The organism is Arcicella gelida (assembly GCF_034931025.1).
Classification (GTDB): Bacteria; Bacteroidota; Bacteroidia; order Cytophagales; family Spirosomataceae; genus Arcicella; species Arcicella gelida.
The window spans coordinates 1-26,106 of the sequence record NZ_JAYGIL010000043.1; the positions used below are offsets into that span (position 1 = coordinate 1).

21 protein-coding genes are annotated in these 26,106 nt (G+C 33.3%); 9 read left to right on the forward strand and 12 right to left on the reverse strand.

The window, feature by feature from the left end:
- Positions 1-180: 180 nt before the first annotated feature.
- Both VB776_RS22580 and VB776_RS22585 read right to left on the reverse strand, forming a co-directional pair.
- Positions 181-624: a DUF4920 domain-containing protein gene (locus VB776_RS22580; protein WP_323699138.1), complete on the reverse strand. Its 444-nt coding sequence runs from the start codon at positions 622-624 to the stop codon at positions 181-183.
- 45 nt (positions 625-669) lie between these two features.
- Positions 670-1,839, reverse strand: coding sequence for a hypothetical protein (locus tag VB776_RS22585; protein WP_323699139.1), 1,170 nt, complete (start codon positions 1,837-1,839; stop codon positions 670-672).
- Positions 1,840-1,990: 151 nt separating this feature from the next.
- Here VB776_RS22585 and recA point away from each other — a divergent pair, with 151 nt between their 5' ends.
- Both recA and VB776_RS22595 read left to right on the forward strand, forming a co-directional pair.
- Positions 1,991-3,067, forward strand: a complete 1,077-nt coding sequence (recA, locus tag VB776_RS22590; RefSeq protein ID WP_323699140.1) for a recombinase RecA — start codon at positions 1,991-1,993, stop codon at positions 3,065-3,067.
- 131 nt (positions 3,068-3,198) lie between these two features.
- Positions 3,199-4,812, forward strand: coding sequence for a DUF3667 domain-containing protein (locus tag VB776_RS22595; RefSeq protein WP_323699141.1), 1,614 nt, complete (start codon positions 3,199-3,201; stop codon positions 4,810-4,812).
- Positions 4,813-4,848: 36 nt separating this feature from the next.
- On the opposite strand, the gene VB776_RS22600 is transcribed toward VB776_RS22595, so the two are convergent.
- Together VB776_RS22600 and dnaA are read right to left on the reverse strand one after the other, a co-directional pair.
- On the reverse strand, positions 4,849-5,142 hold the full coding sequence (locus VB776_RS22600) for a hypothetical protein (RefSeq protein ID WP_323699142.1): 294 nt from the start codon (positions 5,140-5,142) through the stop codon (positions 4,849-4,851).
- A 124-nt stretch (positions 5,143-5,266) separates the two neighbouring features.
- Entirely contained in the window at positions 5,267-6,712 is a 1,446-nt protein-coding gene (gene dnaA / locus VB776_RS22605) for a chromosomal replication initiator protein DnaA (RefSeq protein ID WP_323689693.1), read from the reverse strand.
- A gap of 317 nt (positions 6,713-7,029) precedes the next feature.
- On the opposite strand from dnaA, the gene VB776_RS22610 reads away from it, so the two are divergent.
- Both VB776_RS22610 and scpA read left to right on the forward strand, forming a co-directional pair.
- Entirely contained in the window at positions 7,030-8,421 is a 1,392-nt protein-coding gene (locus VB776_RS22610) for a methylmalonyl-CoA mutase family protein (RefSeq protein ID WP_323699143.1), read from the forward strand.
- A 12-nt stretch (positions 8,422-8,433) separates the two neighbouring features.
- Positions 8,434-10,563, forward strand: a complete 2,130-nt coding sequence (gene scpA / locus VB776_RS22615) for a methylmalonyl-CoA mutase (RefSeq protein WP_323699144.1) — start codon at positions 8,434-8,436, stop codon at positions 10,561-10,563.
- A 212-nt stretch (positions 10,564-10,775) separates the two neighbouring features.
- Here the strand turns inward: scpA and VB776_RS22620 are convergent, their stop codons facing one another.
- Complete coding sequence (locus tag VB776_RS22620) at positions 10,776-11,123, reverse strand: translation initiation factor (protein ID WP_323699145.1); 348 nt, start codon at positions 11,121-11,123, stop codon at positions 10,776-10,778.
- A complete protein-coding gene (locus tag VB776_RS22625; protein WP_323699146.1) occupies positions 11,116-11,967 on the reverse strand; it encodes a diacylglycerol/lipid kinase family protein in 852 nt (283 codons plus the stop codon). The genes VB776_RS22620 and VB776_RS22625 overlap by 8 nt, the downstream gene beginning before the upstream one ends.
- Positions 11,968-12,186: 219 nt before the next feature.
- On the opposite strand from VB776_RS22625, the gene VB776_RS22630 reads away from it, so the two are divergent.
- Both VB776_RS22630 and VB776_RS22635 read left to right on the forward strand, forming a co-directional pair.
- Positions 12,187-12,615, forward strand: a complete 429-nt coding sequence (locus VB776_RS22630) for a YybH family protein (protein ID WP_323699147.1) — start codon at positions 12,187-12,189, stop codon at positions 12,613-12,615.
- Between the two features lie 172 nt (positions 12,616-12,787).
- Positions 12,788-13,192, forward strand: a complete 405-nt coding sequence (locus VB776_RS22635; protein ID WP_323699148.1) for a MaoC family dehydratase — start codon at positions 12,788-12,790, stop codon at positions 13,190-13,192.
- A gap of 62 nt (positions 13,193-13,254) precedes the next feature.
- On the opposite strand, the gene VB776_RS22640 is transcribed toward VB776_RS22635, so the two are convergent.
- Together VB776_RS22640 and VB776_RS22645 are read right to left on the reverse strand one after the other, a co-directional pair.
- On the reverse strand, positions 13,255-13,437 hold the full coding sequence (locus tag VB776_RS22640; RefSeq protein ID WP_184137647.1) for a histone H1: 183 nt from the start codon (positions 13,435-13,437) through the stop codon (positions 13,255-13,257).
- Positions 13,438-13,587: 150 nt separating this feature from the next.
- On the reverse strand, positions 13,588-14,865 hold the full coding sequence (locus tag VB776_RS22645) for an aminotransferase class I/II-fold pyridoxal phosphate-dependent enzyme (protein WP_309920178.1): 1,278 nt from the start codon (positions 14,863-14,865) through the stop codon (positions 13,588-13,590).
- A 372-nt stretch (positions 14,866-15,237) separates the two neighbouring features.
- On the opposite strand from VB776_RS22645, the gene VB776_RS22650 reads away from it, so the two are divergent.
- Positions 15,238-15,606 (forward strand): hypothetical protein, encoded by a 369-nt coding sequence (locus VB776_RS22650; RefSeq protein WP_323699149.1) that lies wholly within the window; start codon positions 15,238-15,240, stop codon positions 15,604-15,606.
- Between the two features lie 74 nt (positions 15,607-15,680).
- Here VB776_RS22650 and VB776_RS22655 read toward each other — a convergent pair whose 3' ends face one another.
- Positions 15,681-18,017 (reverse strand): LruC domain-containing protein, encoded by a 2,337-nt coding sequence (locus VB776_RS22655; protein ID WP_323699150.1) that lies wholly within the window; start codon positions 18,015-18,017, stop codon positions 15,681-15,683.
- Positions 18,018-18,695: 678 nt separating this feature from the next.
- Here VB776_RS22655 and VB776_RS22660 point away from each other — a divergent pair.
- Positions 18,696-20,198, forward strand: a complete 1,503-nt coding sequence (locus VB776_RS22660; protein ID WP_323699151.1) for an acetyl-CoA carboxylase biotin carboxylase subunit — start codon at positions 18,696-18,698, stop codon at positions 20,196-20,198.
- Positions 20,199-20,240: 42 nt separating this feature from the next.
- Here the strand turns inward: VB776_RS22660 and VB776_RS22665 are convergent, their stop codons facing one another.
- A complete protein-coding gene (locus tag VB776_RS22665) occupies positions 20,241-21,584 on the reverse strand; it encodes a DUF937 domain-containing protein (RefSeq protein WP_323699152.1) in 1,344 nt (447 codons plus the stop codon).
- 297 nt (positions 21,585-21,881) lie between these two features.
- Here VB776_RS22665 and hisB point away from each other — a divergent pair, with 297 nt between their 5' ends.
- Positions 21,882-23,003, forward strand: a complete 1,122-nt coding sequence (gene hisB / locus VB776_RS22670) for a bifunctional histidinol-phosphatase/imidazoleglycerol-phosphate dehydratase HisB (RefSeq protein ID WP_323699153.1) — start codon at positions 21,882-21,884, stop codon at positions 23,001-23,003.
- A 322-nt stretch (positions 23,004-23,325) separates the two neighbouring features.
- On the opposite strand, the gene hslU is transcribed toward hisB, so the two are convergent.
- Positions 23,326-24,717 (reverse strand): ATP-dependent protease ATPase subunit HslU, encoded by a 1,392-nt coding sequence (hslU, locus tag VB776_RS22675; RefSeq protein WP_323699154.1) that lies wholly within the window; start codon positions 24,715-24,717, stop codon positions 23,326-23,328.
- Positions 24,718-24,772: 55 nt separating this feature from the next.
- Complete coding sequence (gene porQ / locus VB776_RS22680; RefSeq protein ID WP_323699155.1) at positions 24,773-25,834, reverse strand: type IX secretion system protein PorQ; 1,062 nt, start codon at positions 25,832-25,834, stop codon at positions 24,773-24,775.
- Positions 25,835-26,106: the final 272 nt, after the last annotated feature.

The window sequence follows — 26,106 nt, forward strand, 5'->3', positions numbered from 1 at the left end:
TTTAGCAGAAACAAAATACAGAAAAACCCCGAAAATTGCCAGTATTGACACTTTCCCGGGGTTATTTTATTGGTAATATATTGATTATTAAATATTTACAAGATTAAAGGGAAGCCTAAGGAAAATCTTCAAAAGAAAAAGGCTAAGAATTTTAAAATTCTTAGCCTTTTTCTTTTGAATTTATTTTACAATTACTCCATTTGCTACAAAACCTAAAGCTTTTTCTGGCTTTTTGATTTTAGCAATTTCGTCTTTGCTCTTGCCCGCATCTTCGGCATAATGTTTTAAATCAGCTACTGATGTGGTTTTTACTTTCGCCGTTCCGTCGATAACTACCGTTTTACCTGCGATGTCTTTTGGCACAAAAAAACCATAGTCTTTGAAAGTAACACGCATGGTTTGTCCGTCGTCTAATTTTACTTTCATCCAGCAACCTTTTACTTGGCATACAGATTCTACAACGCCCGAAACCTTAGCCGTGATTTCTTCTTTTCCATCTGCTTTTTTCAATAGTTCAGTAGTAGGAATTGCACCTTCTTCGGTAATTTCTTGTCCAAATTTACTTTGTGCATTGATTGAAAATGCAGCAAACACTAATGAAAATACAAGTATTAACTTTTTCATGTTTTCTATTTGTTTAATGAATTATACAAATTTATTAAAATTCAATTACTTAAGTTTAAATCCTTGGCGATAAGTTAAAAATAAACCTTCGGAATGTTCAAAAGAGTGATTGTTCAAATCTAAATAAGGTTCAAACCTAAAAGTAAGCCATAAATTATCAATCAGCTTCCAGTCTTTCATAAATCTGAAAATCAACAATTTACGTTCTTTTTCTAATTGATTCGGATTTCGGTAAACTCTTCCAACAGATTGATATAAATCTCCACCCACTTCTGAAAAATAGCCACTCGACTGCCAATAACTCAGCATTAAATTCATCACTTTAGTTTCAGCTAATAAATTCAAATAAATACCTGAACCTTCTGAAAAGTAGGGATTATAACCTGAATTTTGGCGATAACCTAACCAATAATTCTGGGTTTTGAAACGTTGAAAAAAGCCTTCAGTTTTCAATTCAGCCTCAATTCCTAACGCAACATTTGTGTAAGTAACCACTTGGCTGGTGTCTTTTGAACTCGTTATTTGTCCGCCATGATGCTGTAAAGTCAACTGAACGGGAAGAGAAAGTCTAAAGTTTTTATGTTGAATCAAACGCTTATTCCAAGAAAATCCTGCAAAGATTATTTCTTGAAAATCAGAACCTTTATAAATCATTTGTTGCCAATCAATCCAACTATCAAAAAAGGTTTTTGAAGTACGTTTGGTGTATTGAAGTCCAAATTCTTGACGATTTAGGATTACTCTTTCAAAATTCATCATCGGTTCTACCAAGTGATGATTCAGTTGTCCATCTAAATTTCCAAACAAAAACTGCGAAGAATCTTTTTGAACTCTGATGGTAAAAATTGGTTGTACATTCGTGAACTTATCATTTCCGAAATCTTTCCAAGCATAAATTCCAGCTTCAATACTCACATTGGGTGCTGGCTGATAAATAAATTTTGGCGAAAATTGATTCCCAAAAAGCGTAAATCCATCGGCAATCTTTCCGAAGTATTCATTATTCTTCAAAAAACTAAAGCTATTGAATTGAAAATAAAGCTGTTGATTTTTGGTGGAATCAATGTGTTGGAAAGTTTCCAGATGAGTATTGTTTAACTGAGCAAAGCTATACTGAGCTGTAAACAAAAAGAGGGCTAGGTTTATTTGAAAAAATCGTCTGAACATTTGTAAGCAAAGTACTTTAAATTGCTGAAAATTTGGTAATTTCACCATTGAAAATTTTGAATTCGGGTATTGAGTTCTACTAATCAATGACAGAAAAAAACAGTCTTTGATTCCCTATTGCTAATTGTTTCTCAACAAAATTTCAATAACTCAGCTTGATTTCCCGAATTAAAACCAAAATTTAACCTAAAAATCCAACATGGCAAAACAACAAGCGGAGGCAACAAATCCTGCCAACGAAAAATTAAAAGCATTACAAACAACGCTTGAAAAATTAGACAAAGCATACGGAAAAGGTACAGTAATGCGCTTGTCGGATAGTAAAGTACTTGACGTTCCCGTGATTTCGACAGGATCATTAGGGCTAGATTTAGCACTTGGTGTAGGTGGTGTACCCCGTGGAAGAGTCATTGAAATCTACGGGCCAGAATCTTCTGGTAAAACTACTTTAACAATGCACTGTATTGCAGAAGCACAAAAAAATGGTGGTTTAGCCGCTTTTATTGATGCTGAACATGCTTTTGATAAAGGCTATGCAGAAAAATTAGGCATTGATACTGCTAATTTATTAATTTCTCAACCTGATAGCGGTGAACAAGCGTTGGAAATTGCAGAACAATTGATTTCTTCTGGAGCGATTGATATTTGTGTAATTGACTCAGTAGCTGCACTTGTTCCAAAGGCAGAACTAGAAGGCGATATGGGCGATTCTAAAATGGGTCTTCAAGCTCGTTTGATGTCGCAAGCTTTGCGTAAATTAACTGGTGTTATTAATAGAACTGGTTGTTGCTGTATTTTTATTAACCAATTGCGTGATAAAATCGGTGTAATGTTTGGTAGCCCAGAAACAACAACGGGTGGTAACGCCTTGAAATTCTATGCTTCTGTTCGTTTGGATATTCGTAGAATTGGTCAAATCAAAGATGGAGACAACGTTATCGGTAACCGTACTCGTGTAAAAGTTGTTAAAAACAAAGTTGCTCCTCCATTCAAAGTTGTTGAGTTCGACATCATGTATGGCGAAGGAATTTCTAAAGCTGGTGAAGTACTTGATTTAGCAGTTGACATGGAAGTTGTAAAAAAATCAGGTTCTTGGTTTAGTTATGGAACTAACCGTTTAGGACAAGGACGTGACGGCGTGAAAGAAATGCTAAAAGATAATCCAGATTTATTAGAAGAACTTGAAAACAAAATCAAGGAAAAAATCAAAGGTGACGAAAAAGCATTACTAGATACAAGTGAGCCTAATATCGCTGATGATGGCGAATTAGAATAAATTTCATTTTTTAGCCAAAACAGTCATTGTTTTGCATTAAAAAGGAGAAAATCAGCTGATTTTCTCCTTTTTTTTATTACTTTCAATAGAAATTCTAAATCGCACTTCATTATTTAACACTAACCATTGGAATGTCTGAACACAAAAAACGCAGAAAAGTAGAAATTTGTCATAACTGCCACACAATCTTAAAACCTGAAGATAATTTTTGTCCGAATTGTGGACAAGAAAATCATGATTTAAAAGTACCAGTTGGTCACTTAATTTTTGAAGTAGTTGAAGGCTTCACCCATCTCGACACCAAATTATACAATACACTTCGAGCTATTTTTTTGTATCCCGGTAAAATCACGAAAGACTTTCTGGAAGGTCGCCGTGGGCGCTATGTCCCTCCTATTCGCCTTTATTTTCTGGCATCTTTTCTTTTTTTCTTACTCTTGGGTTTTATGATTGATACTGCTATTGAAAAAGGGCAAAACGGCTTTTTTGATGGTGTAGTTGATGGTGTTTCTGAATCAAAAAGTAAAGCTGAAAAAGAAAGTCAAAAAAGGTTGAAAAATGCTAAAAAAGCTTTAAAAGAAATAAAATCATCAGAAGATACAAACGGCTTGTATAATGCCGAACACGAATTAAATGATGTAAGAAGTGATATAAAAGATTTAGAGAATCTGAATGAACAAACAAAAGATTTACAAAAGAAAACAAATAGTTGGATAGACTTTGTGGATATTGATGCTGATGAAATTCTGGATGAAATGAACATTCAAAATGACGATACTTTAAGAAAGTTAATAGAAAAGCTACCAGAAAATCAACAACGCCAAAGATTGATTGCCATTCAAAAGCAAATCGTTTTAGATACTGTAAATACGGTAGAATTGAGCGATGTAAGTAATGAAATGAGTGAATATTTCACAGAAACGATTGGTACGAAAAGTCAATTAAAGTACGTATTAAGACTTCATTCCTTAAAAAATAATGCTTTGCTGAAAGTGCAATATTTTCAAGATACTATTATTACCATAAAAGGCAGCGATGGCAGTGTCGAGAATAAAGCCTATAAACAGCGCATCTTGAAAATGTCTGATAATGAATTAGATAGTCTAATTGCTCGTAGAAAAAAAACTGGAAGAGAAAATAATAATTTCTTTGGCTTGATTGCACTCGAAAGAGGTTTTTTAAGAAATGTAACACATTATGAATTAGCTTTTGAAGAAGATGCAGAAGCGGCAATTCAAGAGATTACTCATTTTGGAATTGGAGTATTCTCGTTGATGATGTTCATTTTAATGCCAATTGTAGCAATTCTTTTGAAGTTTCTTTACAGTAAACGTTCGCATAGTTTTTTCACTTATCCTTTTAGACTTTTGCGTTACTTATGGGATTTTTTACTTTACCTAATTCGTTTCAGAAAAGTCAGAAGGTATCAAAATGTTCCCAATATTTTAGAAGGACATACTCGCTATTATTATGAACATCTTATTTTTTCGATTCATATTCACAGCGTATTATTTTTAATGATTGTTATTTTTGTGGGTGGAGGCGTATTTTTCGGATACTGGAAAGAAGCTTTGTCTGCCACGATGTTAGGTTTTTTCATTTACTTTATTGTAGCCTTGAAAGTGGTTTATCGTCAACGACTATTCAAAACTATCTTTAAATCTTTCATTTTGTTTTTCCTTTACATTATTTCATTTTTTACTATTCTGAGTATTACAGGAGCAATTAAATTTGCCTTATCATAAAAACTAAAAGCGTTGAGATTTTAAATCTCAACGCTTTTAGTTTTTCTTTTCTCGAACCACTTGTACTTTAAATGGTGGATTATCGGAAGCATCTAGCAAAGAATTTACAACATTTTTTATTTTTGCAAAAAGACTTTTAGGTTTAGTCGTATCGCCTGATGATTTGAAATCATTCATCACAAATTTGATTTTCAGTTTTCCTTTAGGATTATCTAAGATCAAATTTTTATGTTTCAAAGGCATCAATTCAATGGGATTAATATCATCTGCCAAAGTACTGGAACAAAACGAACTGATTGATAATAAAGTCAAGAGTATATATTTTTTCATAAGATTGAAGTTGAAGAGCTGAATTGTAGAACAAAAATACAATTTGACAGCTATTATACAAGGTAATCCAACAAAAAAGCCCGAAGATAATTTTCATTTTCTTCGGGCTTTTTTGTTATTTTTTCTAGTTTTTAACTCTTACTCTGTTAAAATATTTGTATAGTTTCTGCATTGTTTTTTCTACTTCTTTATCGGTTTCAAGCATAATACTGATTGTTTGCACCGCATGAATTACCGTGCTGTGGTCTCTCCCACCGAAATGATACCCAATCGACTTCAAAGGTAAATTGGTAAATTCTTTCATTAAATACATCGCAATTTGACGAGGGAAAACCGTTTCTTTCTTACGGCTTTTACTTTTCAAATCCGACATATTTACATCAAAATGGCTTGTTACTGCATCTAAAATAGAATCAACCGTTACTTCTTTTTCATTATCAACTACAATATTTTTTAAAGTAGTTCTAGCCAAATCCATATCAATTTCCTTGCGATTCAACGAAGCATGAGCCATCAAAGACACAATTACGCCTTCCATTTCACGCACGTTGGTATCGATACTATGCGCTAAATATTCAATTACTTTATCTTCAATATAAATACCATCAGCTTGAAGTTTCTTCTGTAAAATCGCAATTCTTGTTTCAAAATCTGGTTGCTGAACATCTGCCGTTAAACCCCATTTAAAACGAGAAAGTAAACGATCTTGCATACCAGCCAATTCTCTAGGCGCTCTATCAGACGACATAATAATTTGTTTGCCTGACTGATGCAAATGGTTGAAAATATGAAAGAATGATTCTTGTGTTTTTTCTTTTCCTGCTAAAAACTGCACATCATCAATAATTAAACAATCTACTTGCATGTAAAAATTAGTAAATGCCTGAAGTGTGTTATTTTTGATAGCGTTGATAAATTGATTACAGAATTTTTCAGAAGTAACGTATAAAACAAACTTATTGGTTTGCGTATTTTTAATATAATTCCCGATTGCTTGAATCAAGTGCGTTTTTCCTAAACCTACACTTCCGTAAATCATCAATGGGTTGAATGAAGTAACACCTGGTCTTTGTGCTACCGCTAAACCCGCCGAACGCCCCAAACGGTTACAATCTCCTTCTACAAAATTATCGAAGGTATAATGTGCGTTTAAATAAGAATCCAAATCTAAAGAATCCAAATCTTTTAATTGAAATGGACTTTCGTACAAAGTTGGTTCTGGTTTGCGTTGTTGGGCTGTTACAGGAACAGATGATTTTTGGTTTGGAATATTATAAGTTATCGGTGGGTTTTTCTTGTCTCCTTTATCAACTATAATTGAGTACTCTAGCATTCCATTTTTTCCTAAAGTAAAATCAATTGCTTTACGAAGTACATGGATATAGTTTTCCTCAAGCCATTCATAAAAAAATTGGCTTGGCACCTGTATAGAAAGAGTTTGATTACTTACATTCAGGGGTATGATAGGTTCAAACCAAGTTTTAAAACTTTGTTCGTTGATATCGTTATGTATAATCTCAAGGCACTTTGACCAAACTTGCCTTGCTTGAAGTTGAGATGTTGAATGCATGTTATAATCTATATTGGCGGCTCAAGAAAAGCACTTTTACTAAATATTTGATTTTCAAACGATTAGCTATTTAGCTGAAAATCTATATTTCATTTCCCCAAAAGGATGGCAAAAATAGTGAATTTTCTTGGAGAGAAAAATCAATTTCGTTTCATTCTCACTTAAAATAATTTAAAAAATAATAAGTCGGCATTTTTCTTGGGATAATCCAACAAGATAGCCCCATTTGGTAACTTTCCTTGTTTTTTTGTTTTGAAAAGTCTAAATTCATAAATTTGACTAACTTTGAAAAGTTAAATATTTCAGAAAATACTATTATGGCGAATCAACTTTTTAATGAATTTCATTCTCATACAAAAGAGCAATGGAAACAACAGGCCGTCAAAGAATTAAAAGGTAAAAACTTCGACGAAATGATGGTCTGGAATATTGACAAGAATATCCAGATTGAACCATACTATGCTTCTGAAGAGATTGATTTTCAATCGACAAAAAACATACAACAAGCTCAAAACCAAAGAGTTAACTCTAATTGGAACTATCGAGAAATTATTAGATATACATCAGAAAAAGAGACTAATTCATTGATTTTCAAACTATTAAGACAGGGTGTTGATTCTTTTCTGATTGACTTAAGCGACGTGTTACTTTCTAATGTTGAAATTAAGAAATTGTTGCACAATTTCAAACTATCTGATACACCCTTTTTTTTTAAAGTAGAAAATCAAGCTTTAGATTTGGTAAATGAGTTACAAAAGTTCGCAATTTATCAGTGGAAAGGGGGAATCATTAATGATGCTTTTGGTAGATGGATGAACACTGGAAATTGGGATATAAACCATTGGAAAGACAGTGTCGAACTTATTAGAAAAGTACAAAATTCACCTCAATTCAAAGTACTCCATTTTTCTAGCCATCACTACCATAATGCTGGGGCAAATGTGGCTCAAGAATTAGCTTTTGTATTAGCACAAGCCATTGAAGCTATTGATAAATTGAGTCAAGAAGGAATCGAAGTAAAAGACATTCTTAAAAATATTGAATTTTCTATCTCAATTGGCACCAATTATTTTGTTGAAATCTCAAAATTAAGAGCCTTAAAATTTCTCTGGAAAAAAATACTTTTAGAGGCTTATGGATTTGATATTTCTTTGACGAATATTACTTCATTTCATTGCCAAACGTCGTCATATTATCATTCAACTATTACGCCGCATAGCAATTTATTGAGAACTACCACCGAAGCAATGTCTGCCATCATTGGTGGCTGTGATTCAATAAGTATTCTTTCATTCGATAAAAATGCTGACAATTCAGATGATTTTGGACAGCGAATCGCCAGAAATATTTCTATCATTTTAAAAGAAGAAAGCTATTTCGATAAAGTAACCGACCCATCAGCTGGTAGCTATTTTATCGAAAAACTAACGCTAGAAATTGCAGAGGAATCTTTAAAAATATTAGAAGAAGTAGAAGCTTTAGGAGGAGTAATGAAAGCCTTCAAACAGGGTTTTATTCAGAAAAAAATTAGTGTTGAAAACAGTAAAAAACAGGACGATTTACAGACAAATAAATATATCATGGTTGGTGTAAATAAATTCAGATTAGATGAAAAACCATTCATTAAAGCTTTGGAAAGTACTTCAGTTGCACATTCTGATCTGGAATTATTACCAAACTTACGTTTATCTGAAAGTTTCGAAATGTAAAAGAGTTAAGCCATGAGACCGAATATATCTAACATTAAACTAACGGAAGTAAGTAAGAAAGAGGAAAGGAAAATCACTTCTACTAAACAAAATTGGCGTTCGCCAGAAGGAATTTCTGTAAAACCTTACTTTAGTTTCGATGATATAAAAGAAGCAGAACATCTAGGTTTTGGAGCTGGTTTATCTCCTTTTCTGAGAGGTCCTTATGCTACAATGTACACCCAACAACCTTGGACAATCCGTCAATATGCTGGATTTTCAACGGCAGAGGAATCAAATGCTTTTTATCGTAAAAACTTAGCTGCTGGGCAAAAAGGATTGTCTGTAGCTTTCGATTTAGCTACGCACAGAGGTTATGATTCCGACCACCCAAGAGTAACTGGCGATGTTGGAAAAGCTGGAGTCGCCATTGATTCTGTCGAAGATATGAAAATACTTTTCGACCAGATTCCATTAGATGAAATGTCGGTTTCAATGACGATGAATGGTGCTGTTTTACCCATTATGGCATTCTACATTGTCGCTGCTGAAGAACAAGGCGTATCACCTGAAAAATTATCAGGAACAATCCAAAATGATATTTTAAAGGAATTCATGGTTCGGAATACTTATATCTATCCGCCAATTCCTTCGGTGCGAATTATTGCTGACATTTTTGCTTACACAGCTAAAAATATGCCTAAATTCAATTCTATTTCTATTTCTGGCTACCACATGCAAGAAGCTGGAGCAACCGCTGATTTAGAATTAGCCTACACCCTAGCCGACGGATTAGAATATTTAAGAACTGGGATTCAAGCAGGATTGGATATTGATAATTTTGCCCCAAGATTATCGTTTTTCTGGGCAATTGGCATGAATCACTTCATGGAAATTGCCAAAATGCGTGCTGGAAGATTGTTATGGGCTAAAATTGTCAAGAAATTTAATCCTAAGAATGATAAATCTTTGATGCTTCGAACACACTGCCAAACTTCTGGCTGGTCGCTTACTGAACAAGACCCATTTAATAATGTTACTCGTACTTGCATAGAAGCAATGGCGGCAACTTTAGGACATACTCAAAGTTTGCATACAAATTCTTTGGATGAAGCCATCGCTTTACCGACAGATTTTTCTGCTAGAATTGCCCGTAATACACAATTGTACATTCAGCATGAAACCAACATTACCAAAGTAATTGACCCTTGGGGAGGTTCATATTATGTTGAATATTTAACACAAGAATTAACCAAAAAAGCTTGGAAACTCATTGAAGAAGTAGAAGAATTGGGCGGAATGGCAAAAGCCATTGAAACAGGTTTACCAAAAATGAGAATCGAAGAAGCCGCAGCGAGAAAACAAGCTAGAATTGATGCTGGAAAAGATATTATTGTAGGTGTAAATCGTTTTAAAATTGATACAGATACAGAATTAGAAGTAAGAGATGTTGATAATCAAGCAGTGAGATTTTCACAAATTGAAAGATTAAACAACATAAAAGCAATCAGAAATACAGTCGCAGTTCAAGAAGCACTTGAAAAACTAACTCAATCAGCTAAAACTGGAGAAGGAAATTTACTTCAATTATCTGTTGAAGCAGCACGATCAAGAGCAACTTTAGGGGAAATTTCTGATGCTTTGGAAGTAGTATTTAGCAGGCATAAAGCCATAATCCGCTCCATTTCTGGAGTATATTCAGCAGAAGTGACAGACGACGAAAATTTCAGAATTGCCCGAGAAATGGCAAATGAATTTGCTAATCTCGAAGGCAGAAGACCAAGAATAATGGTCGCAAAAATGGGTCAGGATGGTCATGACCGTGGAGCAAAAGTAATTGCAACCAGTTTTGCAGATTTAGGTTTTGACGTAGATATTACGCCACTCTTTCAAACGCCTGAAGAAGTAGCCAAACAAGCCGTTGAAAATGATGTGCATGTAGTGGGCGCTTCAAGTTTAGCGGCTGGACATAAAACTTTAATTCCACAGTTAATTGAAGAACTAAAAAAATATGGTCGAGAAGACATTATGGTGATTGCTGGTGGAGTAATTCCTGCACAAGATTATCAATTTTTATACGATGCAGGTGTTTCAGGTGTTTTTGGTCCAGGAACAGTGATTTCTATTGCTGCTCAGAAAATTCTAAAAGAACTAATTGAGTGAGGAATGATGAATGTTGAGTGAGGAGTTTTGTTTGAAAAATAGTATTTTAAATTCCAAATTAAGTAGTGATTAGTAAAAAGTGATTGGCGATTATCATTTCAAGCACCTAACAATCAGACATTTATAATAAAAAATTAATTGAATTTATTCAGTACTTAACATCTCAAAACTCCTCACTCAACATTCATCATTCCAAATTCAAAACTCATCACTCAATTGCCTCCTACTCTTTTAGCTTTATATCCTGCTGTAGATAAAAAAGTTAAAATTTTATCTCTAAAATCTCCTTGAATTAAAATCTCACCGTCTTTGGCAGAACCGCCACAACCACAAAGGTTTTTTAGTTTTTTCGACAAAATCTCTAAATCATCATCGCTACCAACAAAGCCCGAAATAAGCGTTACTTGCTTTCCAGCACGAGCTTTTTTATCTAATTGAACTTTTAAATTCTGTTTGTTGGGTTCTAATGTTGTTACTTCTCCGTCATTTTCAAAAGCAAAGTCAAAATCTGGATTGGTAGAGTAAACCACTCCTAACGGTATTTTTTTATTTTTAGACATAACCAATTACTTTTAAAGCTTTGGGTTTTAGGGTAATTTTCAAAACATTCGTTGATAATTGTAAAGGCTCACCATCATAATGTATCAATAAATCTTCTTCGGCTTTCAAAATAAATTCTGTATCAGATGCTGTTTCGATATACCTTGAATTTGGTAACGTTCCTCTAAATAAACGGACACCAATAATCGGAGCAGCACCAAATGGAAAGGGTTTTAAAACTACCATCTCTATTAAACCATCATCAATTTTAGATTTTGGAGAAATCATCGCATTATTACCATATTGCGTAGCATTGGCAAAAGTAATAGAAAACGCATTTTTGATTTCAACACTTTGCTGAGATTCAAGATGATACGATTCTGGTTTATACGTTCTGAATGATTTTAGAGACATTTTTGCATAAGTCTTCAATCCTCTTGAATTTTGTTGAGCAAATTCATTGGCTACAAAAGCATCAAATCCTACTCCTGCTGTACAAAAAAATGGAATCTCATTCAAAAAACAGACATCTATAGATGATACATTAGAAGAAAGTGCAAACTGAATTGCTTTATCAATTTTTAAAGGAATTTTTAGATGTCTGGCTAGACCATTTCCTGAACCAATCGGAACGATTCCTAATGCTGTTTCTGAACCTACTAATCCACGAGCTACTTCATTTACTGTTCCATCGCCACCCACTGCAATAATTTTAGTAATACCTTCTTTAACTGCTTGTTGGGCAATCTCTGTGGCATGCCCACTATATTCTGTAAAAAACAATTTAGCATTTGCTTGTTTTCCGACCAGAATGGTAATTTTATTTTTTTGTGCGGGTGTAGTAGTTCCCGACTTAGGATTCATCACAAACCAAACCATATCAGCTAAAAAAGATAAACATCAATATTATCATAATTATGAACGACAAGTACATCATTCCATCAACTAAATAATAATCTTTGTATTTTTCGTAAAACTCTTTGAATTTCATAAGCAGCAAACTCTTCTTAAAGAGTATTTAAACATATTCTTATATTTGGATAAGAATTAAATATATATTCAAATTTACATAAAAATTAAGGGATGAAAAAATTACTCTTGCTTTCATTAACATTCTTCTCATTGAATGTGTTCGCTCAAACGGGCAGAGACCGCCAAATAATTCTGAATATTTTGGATGCTCAGACCAAAGCATGGAACAACGGCGACGTTGAAAAGTTCATGAATGGCTATTGGGTTTCAGACTCACTAATGTACATTGGCAAAAGTGGTGTAAAGTATGGCTACCAAGGAACTTTGGAAAGTTATCGGAAAAATTATCCAGACAAAGCCACTATGGGGACTTTGAAATTTGATATTATCAAAGTCAATTTTATTGCCAAAGATGCTTGTTTTGTCGTTGGGAAATGGCATTTAACTCGTCCAGAAAAAGGAGATATTGGCGGGCATTACACATTACTCTGGCGAAAAATAAAAGGACAATGGGTAATTGTTGCCGACCATTCATCTTAAAAAAGCTATAAGCTTTAGGCAATAAGCTTAAATAATTAAAGGCTATTTATAACATTGAAATTTCAAATTTCATTACTTGTTAGTTATTCTAGTAAGTGAAGGTTTAAAATTGGAGGATTTTTGTAGTAATTTCGTCCTTATTTTAAGTAAAATCACAAAGATTAATTATACAATGATTCAACTCGGAACTGTTTACCGTCATAAGTTTTCTTTCACACAAGAAGATGTAATTTTATTTGCAAAAGTATCTGGAGATAATAATCCTCTTCACCTCGACGCTGAATTTGCAGCTACTACTGCATTTAAGCGTCCGATTATTCACGGAGCATTGGCTTCAAGTGTTTTTTCAAAAATCATGGGGACAGAATTTCCTGGTTTTGGAAGTGTCTATTTAAAACAGTTTTCAGACTACAAACGCCCAATGTTTGTGAATAATGAATACGAAGCAGTTTTTACTGTTACTTCAATTAATGCAGATAAGCATATAGCAGAAATTTCAACTGAGATTTTTGATGTTCAAACTGGGAAGAAAACTACAGAAGGTTCAGCTACGATAATGAACAAAGAAGAGTTTTAATCTAAAAAATAAAAAGGCTCAAAATACTTTGAGCCTTTTTATAAAATCTTAACTATTTAGCACTATTTCGCTGCATTGTTTTTTATCTCTTGAACTTCTGTACGGATTTCTTGAGCTAAAGTTTTCAATTCTTGCATACCACCTCTAACTCGAGTACCAGCAGCTTGATTGCCTTTGTCATAAAATTTCTCGAAATCTCCTTCTAAGGACAAAATTAAGTCCTTCACTTCTGCAAATCTGTTCATAATAGAAACTGGATTTAAGTTGATAATTGGTTGAAAAAGCCTTTAATAGCGTTGAGACGCATTTTTTGTGTCCGAAATATAGCTATTTTATTACATCTTACAAATCCAAGCAACAAATTTTAAGCGAAATAAGTCAAAAACCTATATAAATTATGCTAATTCTGCTTGCTGAGCTAAAAATTCTTCAGCAATTCTGCGATAAGTACCATCTTGTAAGCGTTGCTGTACTTTTTCGAAACAATCTAGGGTATAAGCTACATCTTCTAAAGTATGCGAAGCCGTAGGAATAATTCTCAACATAATTTGTCCTTTAGGAACAACTGGATATGTTACGATTGAGCAAAATACACCCATATTTTCACGCATATCACGTACAAGAGCAGTAACGTGCGAAAGTTCATAATCTCCATGTAAGAAGATTGGTGTTACTGGTGAAGTAGTTTCACCAACATCAAATCCTTTAGCTTTAAATCCTGTTTGGATAGCTCTTACATTTTCCCATAATTTCTCACGAAATTCTGGATGCTTTTTAATTAATTCTAAGCGTTTCATTCCACCTACTACAAATGGCATTGGTAATGCTTTTGCGTAGATTTGTGAACGCATATTGTATTTCAAGAACATTACGATTTCTTTGCTTGCCGCAATAAAAGCACCGATGGCAGCCATTGATTTTGCAAAAGTAGAGAAATACAAATCAATACCATCCATGCAATTTAATGCTTCATGTACTCCACGACCGTTTGGTCCCATTGTTCCAAAGCCATGAGCATCATCCACTAAAATTCTGAAATTGAAATCTTCTTTCATTTTCACAATTTCATCTAAAGAACCTACTTTACCCGACATTCCAAAAACACCTTCAGTAATTACTAAAATACCTCCGCCTGTTTCAGCAACTTTTTTAGTAGCTCTTTCTAAGTTTTTACGCAAAGAATCCATGTCGTTGTGATTAAACTTATAATAATCACCCATTTTGGCTTTGTGTAAACGAATACCATCAATCAAACATGCGTGAGCTTCAGCGTCATAAACAATAATATCATTACGGTCGCAAATACACTCAATTACTGACATTACTCCTTGGTAACCAAAGTTCAATAAAAAGGCATCTTCTTTTCCAACAAATTCAGCCAATTGAGCTTCAAATTCTTCATGTAAATCTGAATTACCTGACATCATTCTAGCTCCCATCGGATAAGCCAAACCATAATCTTGAGTCCCTTTATTATCAGCTTCACGCACTTCAGGGTGATTCGCTAAACCTAGGTAATTATTTAATGACCAGTTTAACATTTCTTTACCCATGAAGGTCATTCTTGGTCCTAACTCTCCTGTTAATTTAGGAAAAGTAAAGTAGTGATGAGAATAATGAGCATGGGCACCGATAGGTCCCAGACCTTTGCTGACTTTATCGAAAATATCCACTTCTTTTTGTGTTTAATGATTAAAACTAAATATGTCTTCAAGGAAAATAAAAAACATTTTCTTTGATCTCAACTACAAAATATTTCGCTGTCTAAATAATATTATATATTTCAAGAGAAAAACATTTTATAATCTTTAAATAATCACAAAGTTAAGGTATTATTTTCTTTCTGCAAAAATGTGCCAACATTAAGTGCTATTTCATTCGTATTCAACAATTCGTTGATATTTTCTAGTAATATTTCAAGAACTTATCAATTTTCAAGTAAAATATCGTTTGTTATTATTATATTCAATACAGTTAATGTTTAGAGTAGTCAAATATTTGTAAAATTTTTAGAGTCTATCTTCTTAAAAAAATACAATAATGATATGAAAAACTCGCAAAACTTATACGATGTAAGTAACGAAGTGGATATAATTGACTTCTTGGTTGATAACAATGCCATGATAAAAGACTTTAGTAGAAGTCAGCTATCATGGTTTTTTGTGGGCGAAAGCTTTCACGTCATTTTATATTTAGCAGAAGGGGAAAAACCAAAATTTGAACGTTTTATCATCGAGCGTTTTGCAGAAAACATAAACGATATGATTCATTTGTGGAATCATTTTGACAAAAGGATTCAAAATTGCCAAGAAACAAGAGTATTGAAGTTAGCTAAAAACAAAGTACATGACTTAATCGCCATGTCTGAAACTTTCAGGGCTTTGTTTAATAGAGAAGATTTTGAAGAAGAGTAAAATGGGTTAGCATATCATAAAAAGAGCTTCGAGAATAATCTCGAAGCTCTTTTTATTTAATCATTAAATATCAATTATGGATTGAAAACGTTAGCTGTGTTTCTATATCCTTCCGAAGTATTTGAGTACCAATCTACACTTGATTTACCTCCTGATGTAGCCCAGTCAGCAAATTTCAAATATGTCTGAGTAATATTAACCTCCTCTTTCGGATATTTAAAATTAGCAGTTGTCACAAGAATAGCCCAAGGAAGATTCTTAGTTGTTGAGTAATATGATTTTGTATTTGATGCGTCATCCTTCGTACCAAACAAGCCTTTATTCACCAATTTTGTAGGTTGTTTACCAAATAAATGGGTTTCATACCCCCTGCCAAATCCAGAAGTATTATTATATATGAAAGGGTTGTAAGCACTTAGACCAAATGTACCAATAGACGGACCATTAACTACGTCAAAAGAAAAACTATAATTTTTATCCGCAACAACAGATTCTCCAGGACGAGTATTCCATGCAGATTGTTCGCTTCTTGCATTTGTAAATAAAAGCACAACAACACTGTCTTGACCTGCCTCTAATCCTGCTCCGATACTTACATTGCCTGTGAAGTTTTTAGCATTTCCACTTGGAATGTTAAATTGAATCCCAGCTCCATTGTTATATGAACCTCCAGTAGCTTTAAGAGAGTAATCTGCATTAACTTGAACTACTTGATTAGTAGCACTTGTAACAATCTTGTAAGTAAATGAAAGGACAATATCATTCAAATCATAGTCTCCAACTGATGGCCACTGATCTTCAAAAGCAACCGTAGAAGCTACCGTGTAATTGTTAAATGCTTTTGTACCATCATTTGGATAAGCATCTTCACTATCTATTACTCCATCTTTATCTGAATCATTGCTTGCTACTGGTGCTGTACCATTTCCTTCACTACATGCAGTTTTAGCAATGTAAATACCGCCATCTTTTGTTTTTTGTGCGGTTCCATCCAAAAAGCTTGATTTTAAAATATCGCTTGGTTCAGAAAACTGTACAGTACCAGTAAGTTTTTGTCCACCACCGTTATTGATAGTGTTAGATGCTGCTGTCAATACTTTAAATAAAGAATAATTAGCACCAGTACCAGTAATTTTACCGTCATAAGTATTCAATGAATTTGTCACAAATAATGCACCATTGAATAAATTAACTACACCTGATCCATTGATGCGAGTATTTCCCCCTACAGAAATGTAACCATCGTTATTAATCGTTTTATCAACACCTAAATCAGTCTTGATAAGTAATTGACATTTATTATTCAAAATACCAGAACTATTTACTTGCATACTATTAGCAGTCATGTAGCTATTGTTTGTCAATGTTGTTGAGCTATTGATAATGAAATTACCAACTGCTGTCATTTTTCCATTGTTTGTTACAGTTTGACCTGAAGAATTTAATCTAACTTCTCCGTTAAATGTTATTTCAGCATTGTTAGTCATTGCACCGTCTAAAGGAGAAGAACCTTTAACAATAATATTCCCTTCGTTTATGATGTTTGAACCTGAACGAGATTGTAATTCAGAGTTAGCATTTACAACGCCGTAGTTGTAAAAAGTACCTCCAACAATAAGATTACCCGAAGAATTTAAAGTACCAAAGTTTTTCACAGTTACATCTGCTGAATTCCAGTTTACATTACTGAAATTAGCAGAACCTTTTGAAGTAATAATTACGGTGTATTTAGCACCAGAATTAAAGTTCAAATTATTGAGTGTAATATTAGTACCACAAATACGAATAGTACCACCATTTAATGTATTTGCATTGAAGTTTACAGTATAATCACTCCCCGTTAAACAATATGTTTTTGAACCTGTGCTACTATTAAGGTCAATTGTTGTTCCACTACTTACTGAAATATCACAACCAGTATTACAATCAGGACTGGTTTCAGAAGAAGCTGCGGTTACATACTTCTCTGAATCTGAAGAAACACCAAATCTTCCAGAAGAAACTGTTCCTAATGATACAGCTAGGCTAGAAGCAGCAGTAAGTGCTACTTTTTGTGTTATTTTAGTTCCATCTGGAGCTGTTTTAACAAAATAAATTTCCTTGACAGATGAAGGAATTGAAATTTTTGTTAAAAATGGTGAAGAAGGTGATGCCGCCCCTTTTGAAAGAGCAACTGCACCTGTAGATGGATCAGCACCATAAACAGATACAACATGAAGTGAATTTTTGAAGCGAATATCGCTTATTGAAATGTTGAAATTTACATCTCTTGATGTTTTCCAATCAAAACCAGCTGGAACGACAAGGCTATTAATGTCATTCGTTTTTGATTCATCAACAATTAATTCAGATGTACAAGATGAAGCAAGAACTGATAACCCAAGTACAATTGATAAAAATTTTGTTCTCATTTTGATTTTGCCCTAGACTTTGTAGAGCATTCGTTTAAGTGTTGTTGTTATGTTTAGTAATTAATGATTAATGTATGTTAACTTTTTGAATGGTTTTACCTTGTTTAATTTCTTGGTAAAATCACTTTAAAGCTTGAATAGTTTTAGAAACATATTTACTGCAAAAATAATCTAATTTTCCTTAGAAGTTCACAAACTGACAAAAATTAGTTTATGATAAAGTAGCGATTTTAAGGCATTTGGATGAAAAATAGATACAAAAAGATATTATAAAATTCATCGCATATTTAAATCTGCACTTAAATAACAATAAAACCACTCATCTATTTTGTGACTTGAAAATAAGTATATTATCAAAAAAGTACAAAAAATATATTAATCACAAAATTAAAGAAATTGACAAAAAAATAAGCTTATTCATTTCCTCACAAATTTGTAAGCAAAATTTATACCAAAAACAAAATTTTAAAAAATAGTACCGTAAATACGCAAAAAAATTAGCATTATTTTCAATAATTATAATTATCACAATACAAGTAATAATTCACAAATTATTAGACGATAATACTTTTCAATAAATATATCATATTTACCAGAAAAAATTAAAAAAAATCTATACATTTAATAATGTAGTTTACCTTTGTTTAAACTAATTCATAAAACAGCTTAGGATATTATATGCCAAAAATCAATAAAATTCTTATCGCCAATCGTGGAGAAATAGCCTTGCGAATTATGCGTACTGCCAGAGAGTTAAATATTCAAACCGTCGCTATTTTCTCAGAGGCTGATAGAAATTCTCCTCATGTCCGTTTTGCAGATGAAGCTGTTTGTATTGGGGCTCCGCCTTCTCATCAATCTTACCTTTTAGGCGATAAAATAATAGAGATTTGCAAAAAATTGAATGTTGATGCCATTCATCCAGGTTATGGTTTTCTTTCTGAAAATGCCAATTTCTGTAGAAAAGTAATTGAAGCAGGGTTAATTTTCATCGGACCTTCACCTGAAAGTATTGAATTGATGGGCGACAAATTAACGTCCAAACACACAGTAGCAAAATATAATATTCCTATGGTTCCCGGCACGCCTGATGCCGTGACCGACAGAGCTATCGCTAAAGAAAAATCTCTAGAAATTGGTTATCCAGTATTGATTAAAGCCTCTGCGGGTGGTGGTGGAAAAGGGATGCGTGTCGTGGAAAAAGAAGAAGATTTTGATGAACAAATGGACAGGGCTGTTTCTGAAGCTATTACTTCTTTCGGCAATGGTGCTGTTTTTATTGAAAAATATATTACTGCACCAAAACACATCGAAATACAAGTATTAGGCGACCAACATGGAAACGTAGTACACTTATTTGAAAGAGAATGTTCTATTCAACGTCGTCATCAAAAAGTAGTTGAAGAAGCTCCATCAGCAGTTTTAACACCTGAGATTCGTGAAGCAATGGGGCGTTGTGCTGTTGATGTAGCAAAAGCTTGTAATTATTATGGAGCAGGAACTGTAGAGTTTATCGTAGATGAGCGACTAGATTTTTATTTCTTAGAAATGAATACTCGCTTACAAGTTGAACATCCTGTTACTGAACTTATCACAGGCATCGACTTAGTAAAAGAAATGATTCGAATTGCTGAAGGAGAAAGTATCTCTTTTAAACAAGAAGATATTCATATTCAAGGGCATGCAATAGAAATAAGAGTATGTGCTGAAGATTCAAGAAATAATTTTCTACCAGATGTTGGCACGCTAAATACTTATATTAGACCAGAAGGAAATGGGGTAAGAGTAGATGATGGTTTTGAACAAGGAATGACCATTCCAATTTTCTATGACCCAATGATTGCAAAATTGATTACTTATGGCAAAAATAGAGAAGAAGCAATTGCCAAAATGATTAGAGCAATTGATGAGTTCAAAATTTCGGGGATTCAAACAACTTTGCCATTTTGTAAATTTGTAATGCAACACCAAGCCTTTTTATCTGGAAATTTTGATACAAGATTTATAAGTTTGTATTATTCTCCAGAATTATTAGACGAATTACCTGATGCTGAAGAAGAAATGTTAGCAGCTGCTTTAGCAAATTTCTTGATGACTAACAAAAAAACTATTAACAACATTACTAATTCAACGACTGTAGAAAGTAGTAATTGGAAAGCAAATCGTTTGTCTTATCGTTAAAACCAAAGAGGCTAACGTTTTAAACATTAGCCTCTTTGGTTTTTATTTCTTAACTACTTTTAGCTCTACTCCTTTATTACTTGCATTTCTTAAAACAATACCCGCAAAATCTATTCTAATGGCATTAATACCATTCCCAATTAATATATTTCTAATAGCTGCTGCACGTCTTGAACCCAATCGTTTACTTTGAAGTGAATCGCCCATGTTATCAATATAGGCTGTCAGCTTAATTTGTGATTTTGGATAAGCCGACATGATTTTTGCTAAATCAATCACTGTTTTATCAGAACCTGCTGTTAATGCACCAGTATTTCCTTCAAAACCTATGTTATCAAAAGTAAAAACTCGATTTACTGTAGCAGCAGAATCTGCCAAATATCTTGCAAAATTATACGTAAAAGAACCATTGGTTAAATCAATTTTTTGTCCGTTTGGTAAATTTACGGCGATTGTTTTTTCTTCCGCTTTTAAAGCTGTTGTATCCACTTTAGCAGTTGAAGAATCTTTTGCTAAACTATTAGTATCAATAATAGCTCCTGTTACTTCTTCCATTTCAGATGAATCTACCATACTGTCGGATGAAGTACTTAAACTTTTCCAATCATAAGTAAAAGCAAAATATCCTAAACCTGCAATAACTGCTACAATTAATACTGAAGGCAAAAACCATTTTGGAATACCTCCCAAACCACCACTTGATTCGCTTTCGTAGTTTTTAGTCGAGTAAGTCATCTTCGACTCTTTCTCAGGCTTTGTTGCTACAGTATTATTGACTGCAACAGATTTTATAGGTGCTGCTGGTGCAAACTGAATTGGCTTAATTTCTTGACTCATGAAAATCGCAATGCCAAGCGTATCAATCATTTTTGGCTGAAGTGCGTCTGGTGTTTCATCAATCAAATGTACTTTTTGGTCAAGTAAATAATTGGCTAAGTGAATTTTATCCAAACCTTGGCTTATTACCAATTTGCCTAATTTACCCACTACAACTGGAGCAACTACTGCCATTATTGACGTTGCAGAAGAATTTCGAATACTTGCAAATTGTGAAATCAAGGTTGCAATAGAGCTTTTTTTGTCTGGCAAAACCTGACTGACCAAAGAACTTCCTTGCTCAAAAAGTGGTGTGAAACTTTCTTTATCTCTTAAATAATCTTGTAGTTTTTCATTAATACTGCCATCATGTTTACCTCTTTGAATAACATTCATTAAGGTTGTTGCACCTGCTTCGTTAGAGACTCTCTTCATCAAACCTCCAATCAAAGTAGGAATTAGTCCATCAATTGCCACTTTCACTTTCTCTTCTTTTTCTCCTGTAATATTGGCTATTTTGAATGAAATATCTCCTGCTAGCAGCTCTCTAAGTTCTCCAAATAAATTCATACTCTTTGTTTTTAAAATCTTTTAATGTTAAGTCAAAATTACAACCTAATTCTCAAAAAACACTCAAAATATTTACAAGAACAAATCTTCGCTGAGAATTTGTACTCAACTTTCATCTATTTATCTTTTGAGCAAATTCCTCATTTTGTAGTTTAAACGGAATTTTTACTTAAAAATTAGACATTCAAAAGAATAAACATCAAGCAAATTTGATAAAAGTGATAAAACTCTAGGAATGTAGTACTAATTTTGTAGTTCCCATTTCAAATTCATGATTTTATAATCATGTTATATTCCATGAAAAAAATATTGTTTATTGACCGTGATGGTACTATTATCGCTGAACCTCCGATAGATTTCCAAGTAGATTCACTTGAAAAATTGGCATTCCTTCCAAAAGCGATTTCAAATCTTCGTAAAATAGCAGAAGAATCAGACTTTGAATTAGTGATGGTGACGAATCAGGACGGATTAGGAACAGACTCTTTTCCTGAAAACACTTTTTGGCCAGCACACAACAAAATGATGGAAACTTTGACGAATGAAAATATTCATTTTGCCGAAGTACACATCGACCGTACTTTCGAACATGAAAATGCTCCTACTCGTAAGCCAAGAACAGGAATGTTGGAAAAATATTTCGATGCTTCAGTTTATGATTTAAAAAACTCCTTTGTATTGGGCGATAGACTTACCGACGTTCAATTAGCCATCAATTTAGGTGCAAAAGCAATTTATTTGGGTGATAATAAACCTGAAGACCAAAAACTAACAGATGCCATTGCTTTGGATTCAAAAGATTGGGATGAAATTTATCAATTCCTTCGTTTACCAGAACGCATCGGAAGTATAGAACGCATTACCAAAGAAACGCAAATTTGGGTAACTGTGAATTTAGATGGAAAAGGAAAATCAAATATTGATACTGGTTTGGGCTTTTTCGACCACATGTTAGACCAATTGGCAAAACATTCTGGTGCAGATTTGACCATCAAAGTAAACGGAGATTTGCATATCGACGAACATCATACGATTGAAGACACTGCTTTAGCTTTGGGCGAAGCATATTTAAAAGCTTTGGGTGATAAAAAAGGAATTACTCGTTATGGTTTTTATTTATTGCCAATGGACGAAGCCTTGGTTCATGCAGCGATTGATTTCTCTGGTAGAAATTGGATGGTTTGGGATGCAAAATTCTCTCGTGAGAAAATTGGAGAAATGCCAACCGAAATGTTCTTCCATTTCTTCAAATCGTTTACTGATACTGCAAAATGTAATCTAAATATTAAGGCAGAAGCCGACAACGAACACCATAAAATCGAAGCGATTTTTAAAGCTTTTGCAAAAGCCATCAAAATGGCAACGAAAAGAGAAATCAAAGATTTAGATATTCTTCCTTCTACAAAAGGTGTTTTATAAATCATAAAATTTTATTTTGTATAGGAAATTAACCAAAGAATTAATTCCTATTAATCCATTTTTAACAATTCTTACTTACCTTTGTAGTAAGATTAAATAGAATAATTGAACCTTCAAAATCATATAAAAATGTCTGGAACAGTATTAACTTGGGCTTTCTTTATCGTTCTAATGGGTGCTTCAACAATTGTAGCTATCAAATTACAAAGTATCTACAACGAAAGAGGTAAGTAATTAGCCCTGATTTTTCTAAATGTTTGAAATTAAAAAGAGCTTCTCGAAAATTTTCGAGAAGCTCTTTTTAATTTCTGTTCATGCTATTTTATAAAATGTATTGGCTCAAATCTCTGTTCTTAACCATTCCACCCAAACGCTCAACAACTAATTCTTTTCCAATGACTATTTTTTCATTTGGCGTAATCACATCAGGAATATCAAACATAATATCATTCAATAAATGTGACATTACTGTTTGTAAACGCCTTGCTCCAATATTTTCTACTTCTGAATTAACTGCAAAAGCAATACGAGCAATTTCTGCCAAAGCTTCATCATCAAAACTTAACGCTACTCCTTCTGACTGTAATAAAGAGATATATTGTTTTGTCAATGCACTTTTAGGCTCTTTCAGAATTCTATAAAAATCTTCTTCTTTCAAGCTTTGTAATTCTACTCTGATTGGAAAACGTCCTTGTAATTCAGGAATTAAATCGCTTGGTTTTGAAACATGGAAAGCACCTGCTGCGATAAACAAAACATGGTCAGTATTAATCACACCATATTTTGTATTCACTGTAGAACCCTCAACAATCGGAAGCATATCTCTTTGTACTCCTTCACGGCTAACATCCGGACCGCCACCACCACTTCTTGAAGAAGCAATTTTATCAATTTCATCAATAAAAATAATTCCTAAATTTTCTGCTTTTCTGATTGCCTCCTCTTTTACTTCATCCATGTCAATCAGTTTTGCAGACTCTTCTTCTAACAATACTTTACGAGCGTCAGCAATCGTCATTTTACGCTTTTTCTCTTTTTTGGGTAACATTCCGCCTATCATTTCAGAAATATTCATCATCGACATTTCATCTATTGGGCCACCCATCACACCAATGTTCGGAGAATTGGTACTTCTAACGGCAATATCAATCTTACGGTTTTCTAATTCACCTCTTCTTAGTTTTTCACGAAAAAGTTCTCTGGTTCTTTGGTTGAGTTCTTCGTCAGATTCTGGCAATTCATTTTCAAAACCAATCTTTTCTTGTTTTTTCTTCTTACCAGTCTTTCCCATAGATGGAACAAGTGCTTCCACAATAATATCCTCTACGATTTCAGAAGCCTTATCTTTTACTTCTTCTTTCTTGGCTGTTTGCACCAAATGAACTGCCGATTCTACCAAATCTCTAACCATTGATTCTACATCTCGCCCAACATAACCCACTTCTGTAAATTTAGAAGCTTCCACTTTTGTAAATGGAGCATCTGCTAATTTAGCCAATCTGCGAGCGATTTCGGTTTTCCCAACACCAGTAGAACCAATCATTAAGATATTATTTGGTGTAATTTCTTTTTGCATTTCTTCTGGAGCATTCATTCGTCTCCAACGATTTCGAAGTGCAATTGCTACATTTTTCTTGGCATCTTTCTGCCCAATAATGTATTTGTCGAGTTCAGCGACAATTTGTTTAGGAGTTAATGAATCTAAATTTGCCATCTTTTAAACGTTCCACAAATTTGCGTGAACACAATTTTGCTAGGTCAGTAAATTTTTATTTTATTATTCTGTTTAAATCACAAACTAAACCAAAACTATTCAAATTTCCAGCTGTATTATAGCCTGAATACCCATAAGAAAAATTAAATAATTTAGTCCGAATCAAAAAACCAAGAGAAAATCCAGAGAAACCACCGATATTTTGTTGGCTTAATTCTGCACTTCTTAAATGATTATAACCAATTAAGGCATGAAAATTTTTACTCAGTAAAAGCTCTGTTCCGATAACAAAATGTCTTGCAAAATTATCAACAGGACTTATTTTGTTTTCGATAATATTACCATTCAAATCTTTTTTGATAATACTTTTATCCAAATATGAAATATCGTATTGATACAAATGATGAGCAGTAAAAGAGAAACGCACTGGCATGTATTTAGGTTTAAAAGTAATTCCAGCTTGTACATCAAAAGGTAAATCGGTTTTATCAAAAGGAGTATAAGATTTTAGGGTTACTCCTACGTTTTTCACAGTGAAACCAATCGTTAAAGCTTGCGTTGGATGCTTAAATATAGCACCAAAATCCATAAGTAAGGCTACCGATGAATAACTTTCTATGACGGAGGATGCAAATTTTAAACTTCCACCAAATGTGATATTTCCCTGAGTACGAGCACTCGACAAAGTCATCGCCACATCATTCGCTGCAAATTGCCCAAGAATATTTCCAGAAGCGTCCGTCAATTGAAAATTTCCATAGTTAATAGATTGAACACCCAAAGCAATAATATTTTCTTTGATGTTTCTGGCATAAGCTGCAGTAGCATAATTAATTCCTGAGAAATAAGGAGTATAATTTACGGCTAAAAAATTATGTAAACTGCTATCTAAAAGTGCTGGATTTTGAAAAAATACGTTAACATCTTTTTCTGAACGAGAAACATTAACGCCACCCAAAGCTAAATTAACAGGATTGCTAGGAATATTTAAAAAGCTAAAACTTCCATTACCTCCAATTTGACAAAACCCTTGCTTTGCGATTTGTAGAAAAAATATCGTAAAAAAAATCCAATAGTATTTTTTAGCCATGCTGAATGAATCGATTTTGTCTTTCAAACCCAAAATTAGTTTAATTTGAGCATACTATAATTTGAATAAAAGACATTTTGTAGAAAACGATTCAAGTGTACAATTCAATCTAAATTTGTCCATTTATTTATCTTAATTAAGAAGGAATTTTAGAGAAATAGTATTCAATATTTTAACTATAAAATTAGCAAAGCCAAAAATATACAAAATCAAGAAACTATATCATTTTTGCAGGTATTTGATTCTTGAATTATATCTTTGATAATAATTCAAACAGAACCATTTAGAACAAAATCATC

What these genes read in the sequence shown, in the direction of transcription:
- VB776_RS22580 (WP_323699138.1), bottom strand. Translation starts at nt 624, where the DNA reads ATGAAAAAGTTAATACTTGTATTTTCATTAGTGTTTGCTGCATTTTCA.
- VB776_RS22585 (WP_323699139.1), bottom strand. Translation starts at nt 1,839, where the DNA reads ATGGTGAAATTACCAAATTTTCAGCAATTTAAAGTACTTTGCTTACAA.
- recA (WP_323699140.1), top strand. Translation starts at nt 1,991, where the DNA reads ATGGCAAAACAACAAGCGGAGGCAACAAATCCTGCCAACGAAAAATTA.
- VB776_RS22595 (WP_323699141.1), top strand. Translation starts at nt 3,199, where the DNA reads ATGTCTGAACACAAAAAACGCAGAAAAGTAGAAATTTGTCATAACTGC.
- VB776_RS22600 (WP_323699142.1), bottom strand. Translation starts at nt 5,142, where the DNA reads ATGAAAAAATATATACTCTTGACTTTATTATCAATCAGTTCGTTTTGT.
- dnaA (WP_323689693.1), bottom strand. Translation starts at nt 6,712, where the DNA reads ATGCATTCAACATCTCAACTTCAAGCAAGGCAAGTTTGGTCAAAGTGC.
- VB776_RS22610 (WP_323699143.1), top strand. Translation starts at nt 7,030, where the DNA reads ATGGCGAATCAACTTTTTAATGAATTTCATTCTCATACAAAAGAGCAA.
- scpA (WP_323699144.1), top strand. Translation starts at nt 8,434, where the DNA reads ATGAGACCGAATATATCTAACATTAAACTAACGGAAGTAAGTAAGAAA.
- VB776_RS22620 (WP_323699145.1), bottom strand. Translation starts at nt 11,123, where the DNA reads ATGTCTAAAAATAAAAAAATACCGTTAGGAGTGGTTTACTCTACCAAT.
- VB776_RS22625 (WP_323699146.1), bottom strand. Translation starts at nt 11,967, where the DNA reads ATGAATCCTAAGTCGGGAACTACTACACCCGCACAAAAAAATAAAATT.
- VB776_RS22630 (WP_323699147.1), top strand. Translation starts at nt 12,187, where the DNA reads ATGAAAAAATTACTCTTGCTTTCATTAACATTCTTCTCATTGAATGTG.
- VB776_RS22635 (WP_323699148.1), top strand. Translation starts at nt 12,788, where the DNA reads ATGATTCAACTCGGAACTGTTTACCGTCATAAGTTTTCTTTCACACAA.
- VB776_RS22640 (WP_184137647.1), bottom strand. Translation starts at nt 13,437, where the DNA reads ATGAACAGATTTGCAGAAGTGAAGGACTTAATTTTGTCCTTAGAAGGA.
- VB776_RS22650 (WP_323699149.1), top strand. Translation starts at nt 15,238, where the DNA reads ATGAAAAACTCGCAAAACTTATACGATGTAAGTAACGAAGTGGATATA.
- VB776_RS22655 (WP_323699150.1), bottom strand. Translation starts at nt 18,017, where the DNA reads ATGAGAACAAAATTTTTATCAATTGTACTTGGGTTATCAGTTCTTGCT.
- VB776_RS22660 (WP_323699151.1), top strand. Translation starts at nt 18,696, where the DNA reads ATGCCAAAAATCAATAAAATTCTTATCGCCAATCGTGGAGAAATAGCC.
- VB776_RS22665 (WP_323699152.1), bottom strand. Translation starts at nt 21,584, where the DNA reads ATGAATTTATTTGGAGAACTTAGAGAGCTGCTAGCAGGAGATATTTCA.
- hisB (WP_323699153.1), top strand. Translation starts at nt 21,882, where the DNA reads ATGAAAAAAATATTGTTTATTGACCGTGATGGTACTATTATCGCTGAA.
- hslU (WP_323699154.1), bottom strand. Translation starts at nt 24,717, where the DNA reads ATGGCAAATTTAGATTCATTAACTCCTAAACAAATTGTCGCTGAACTC.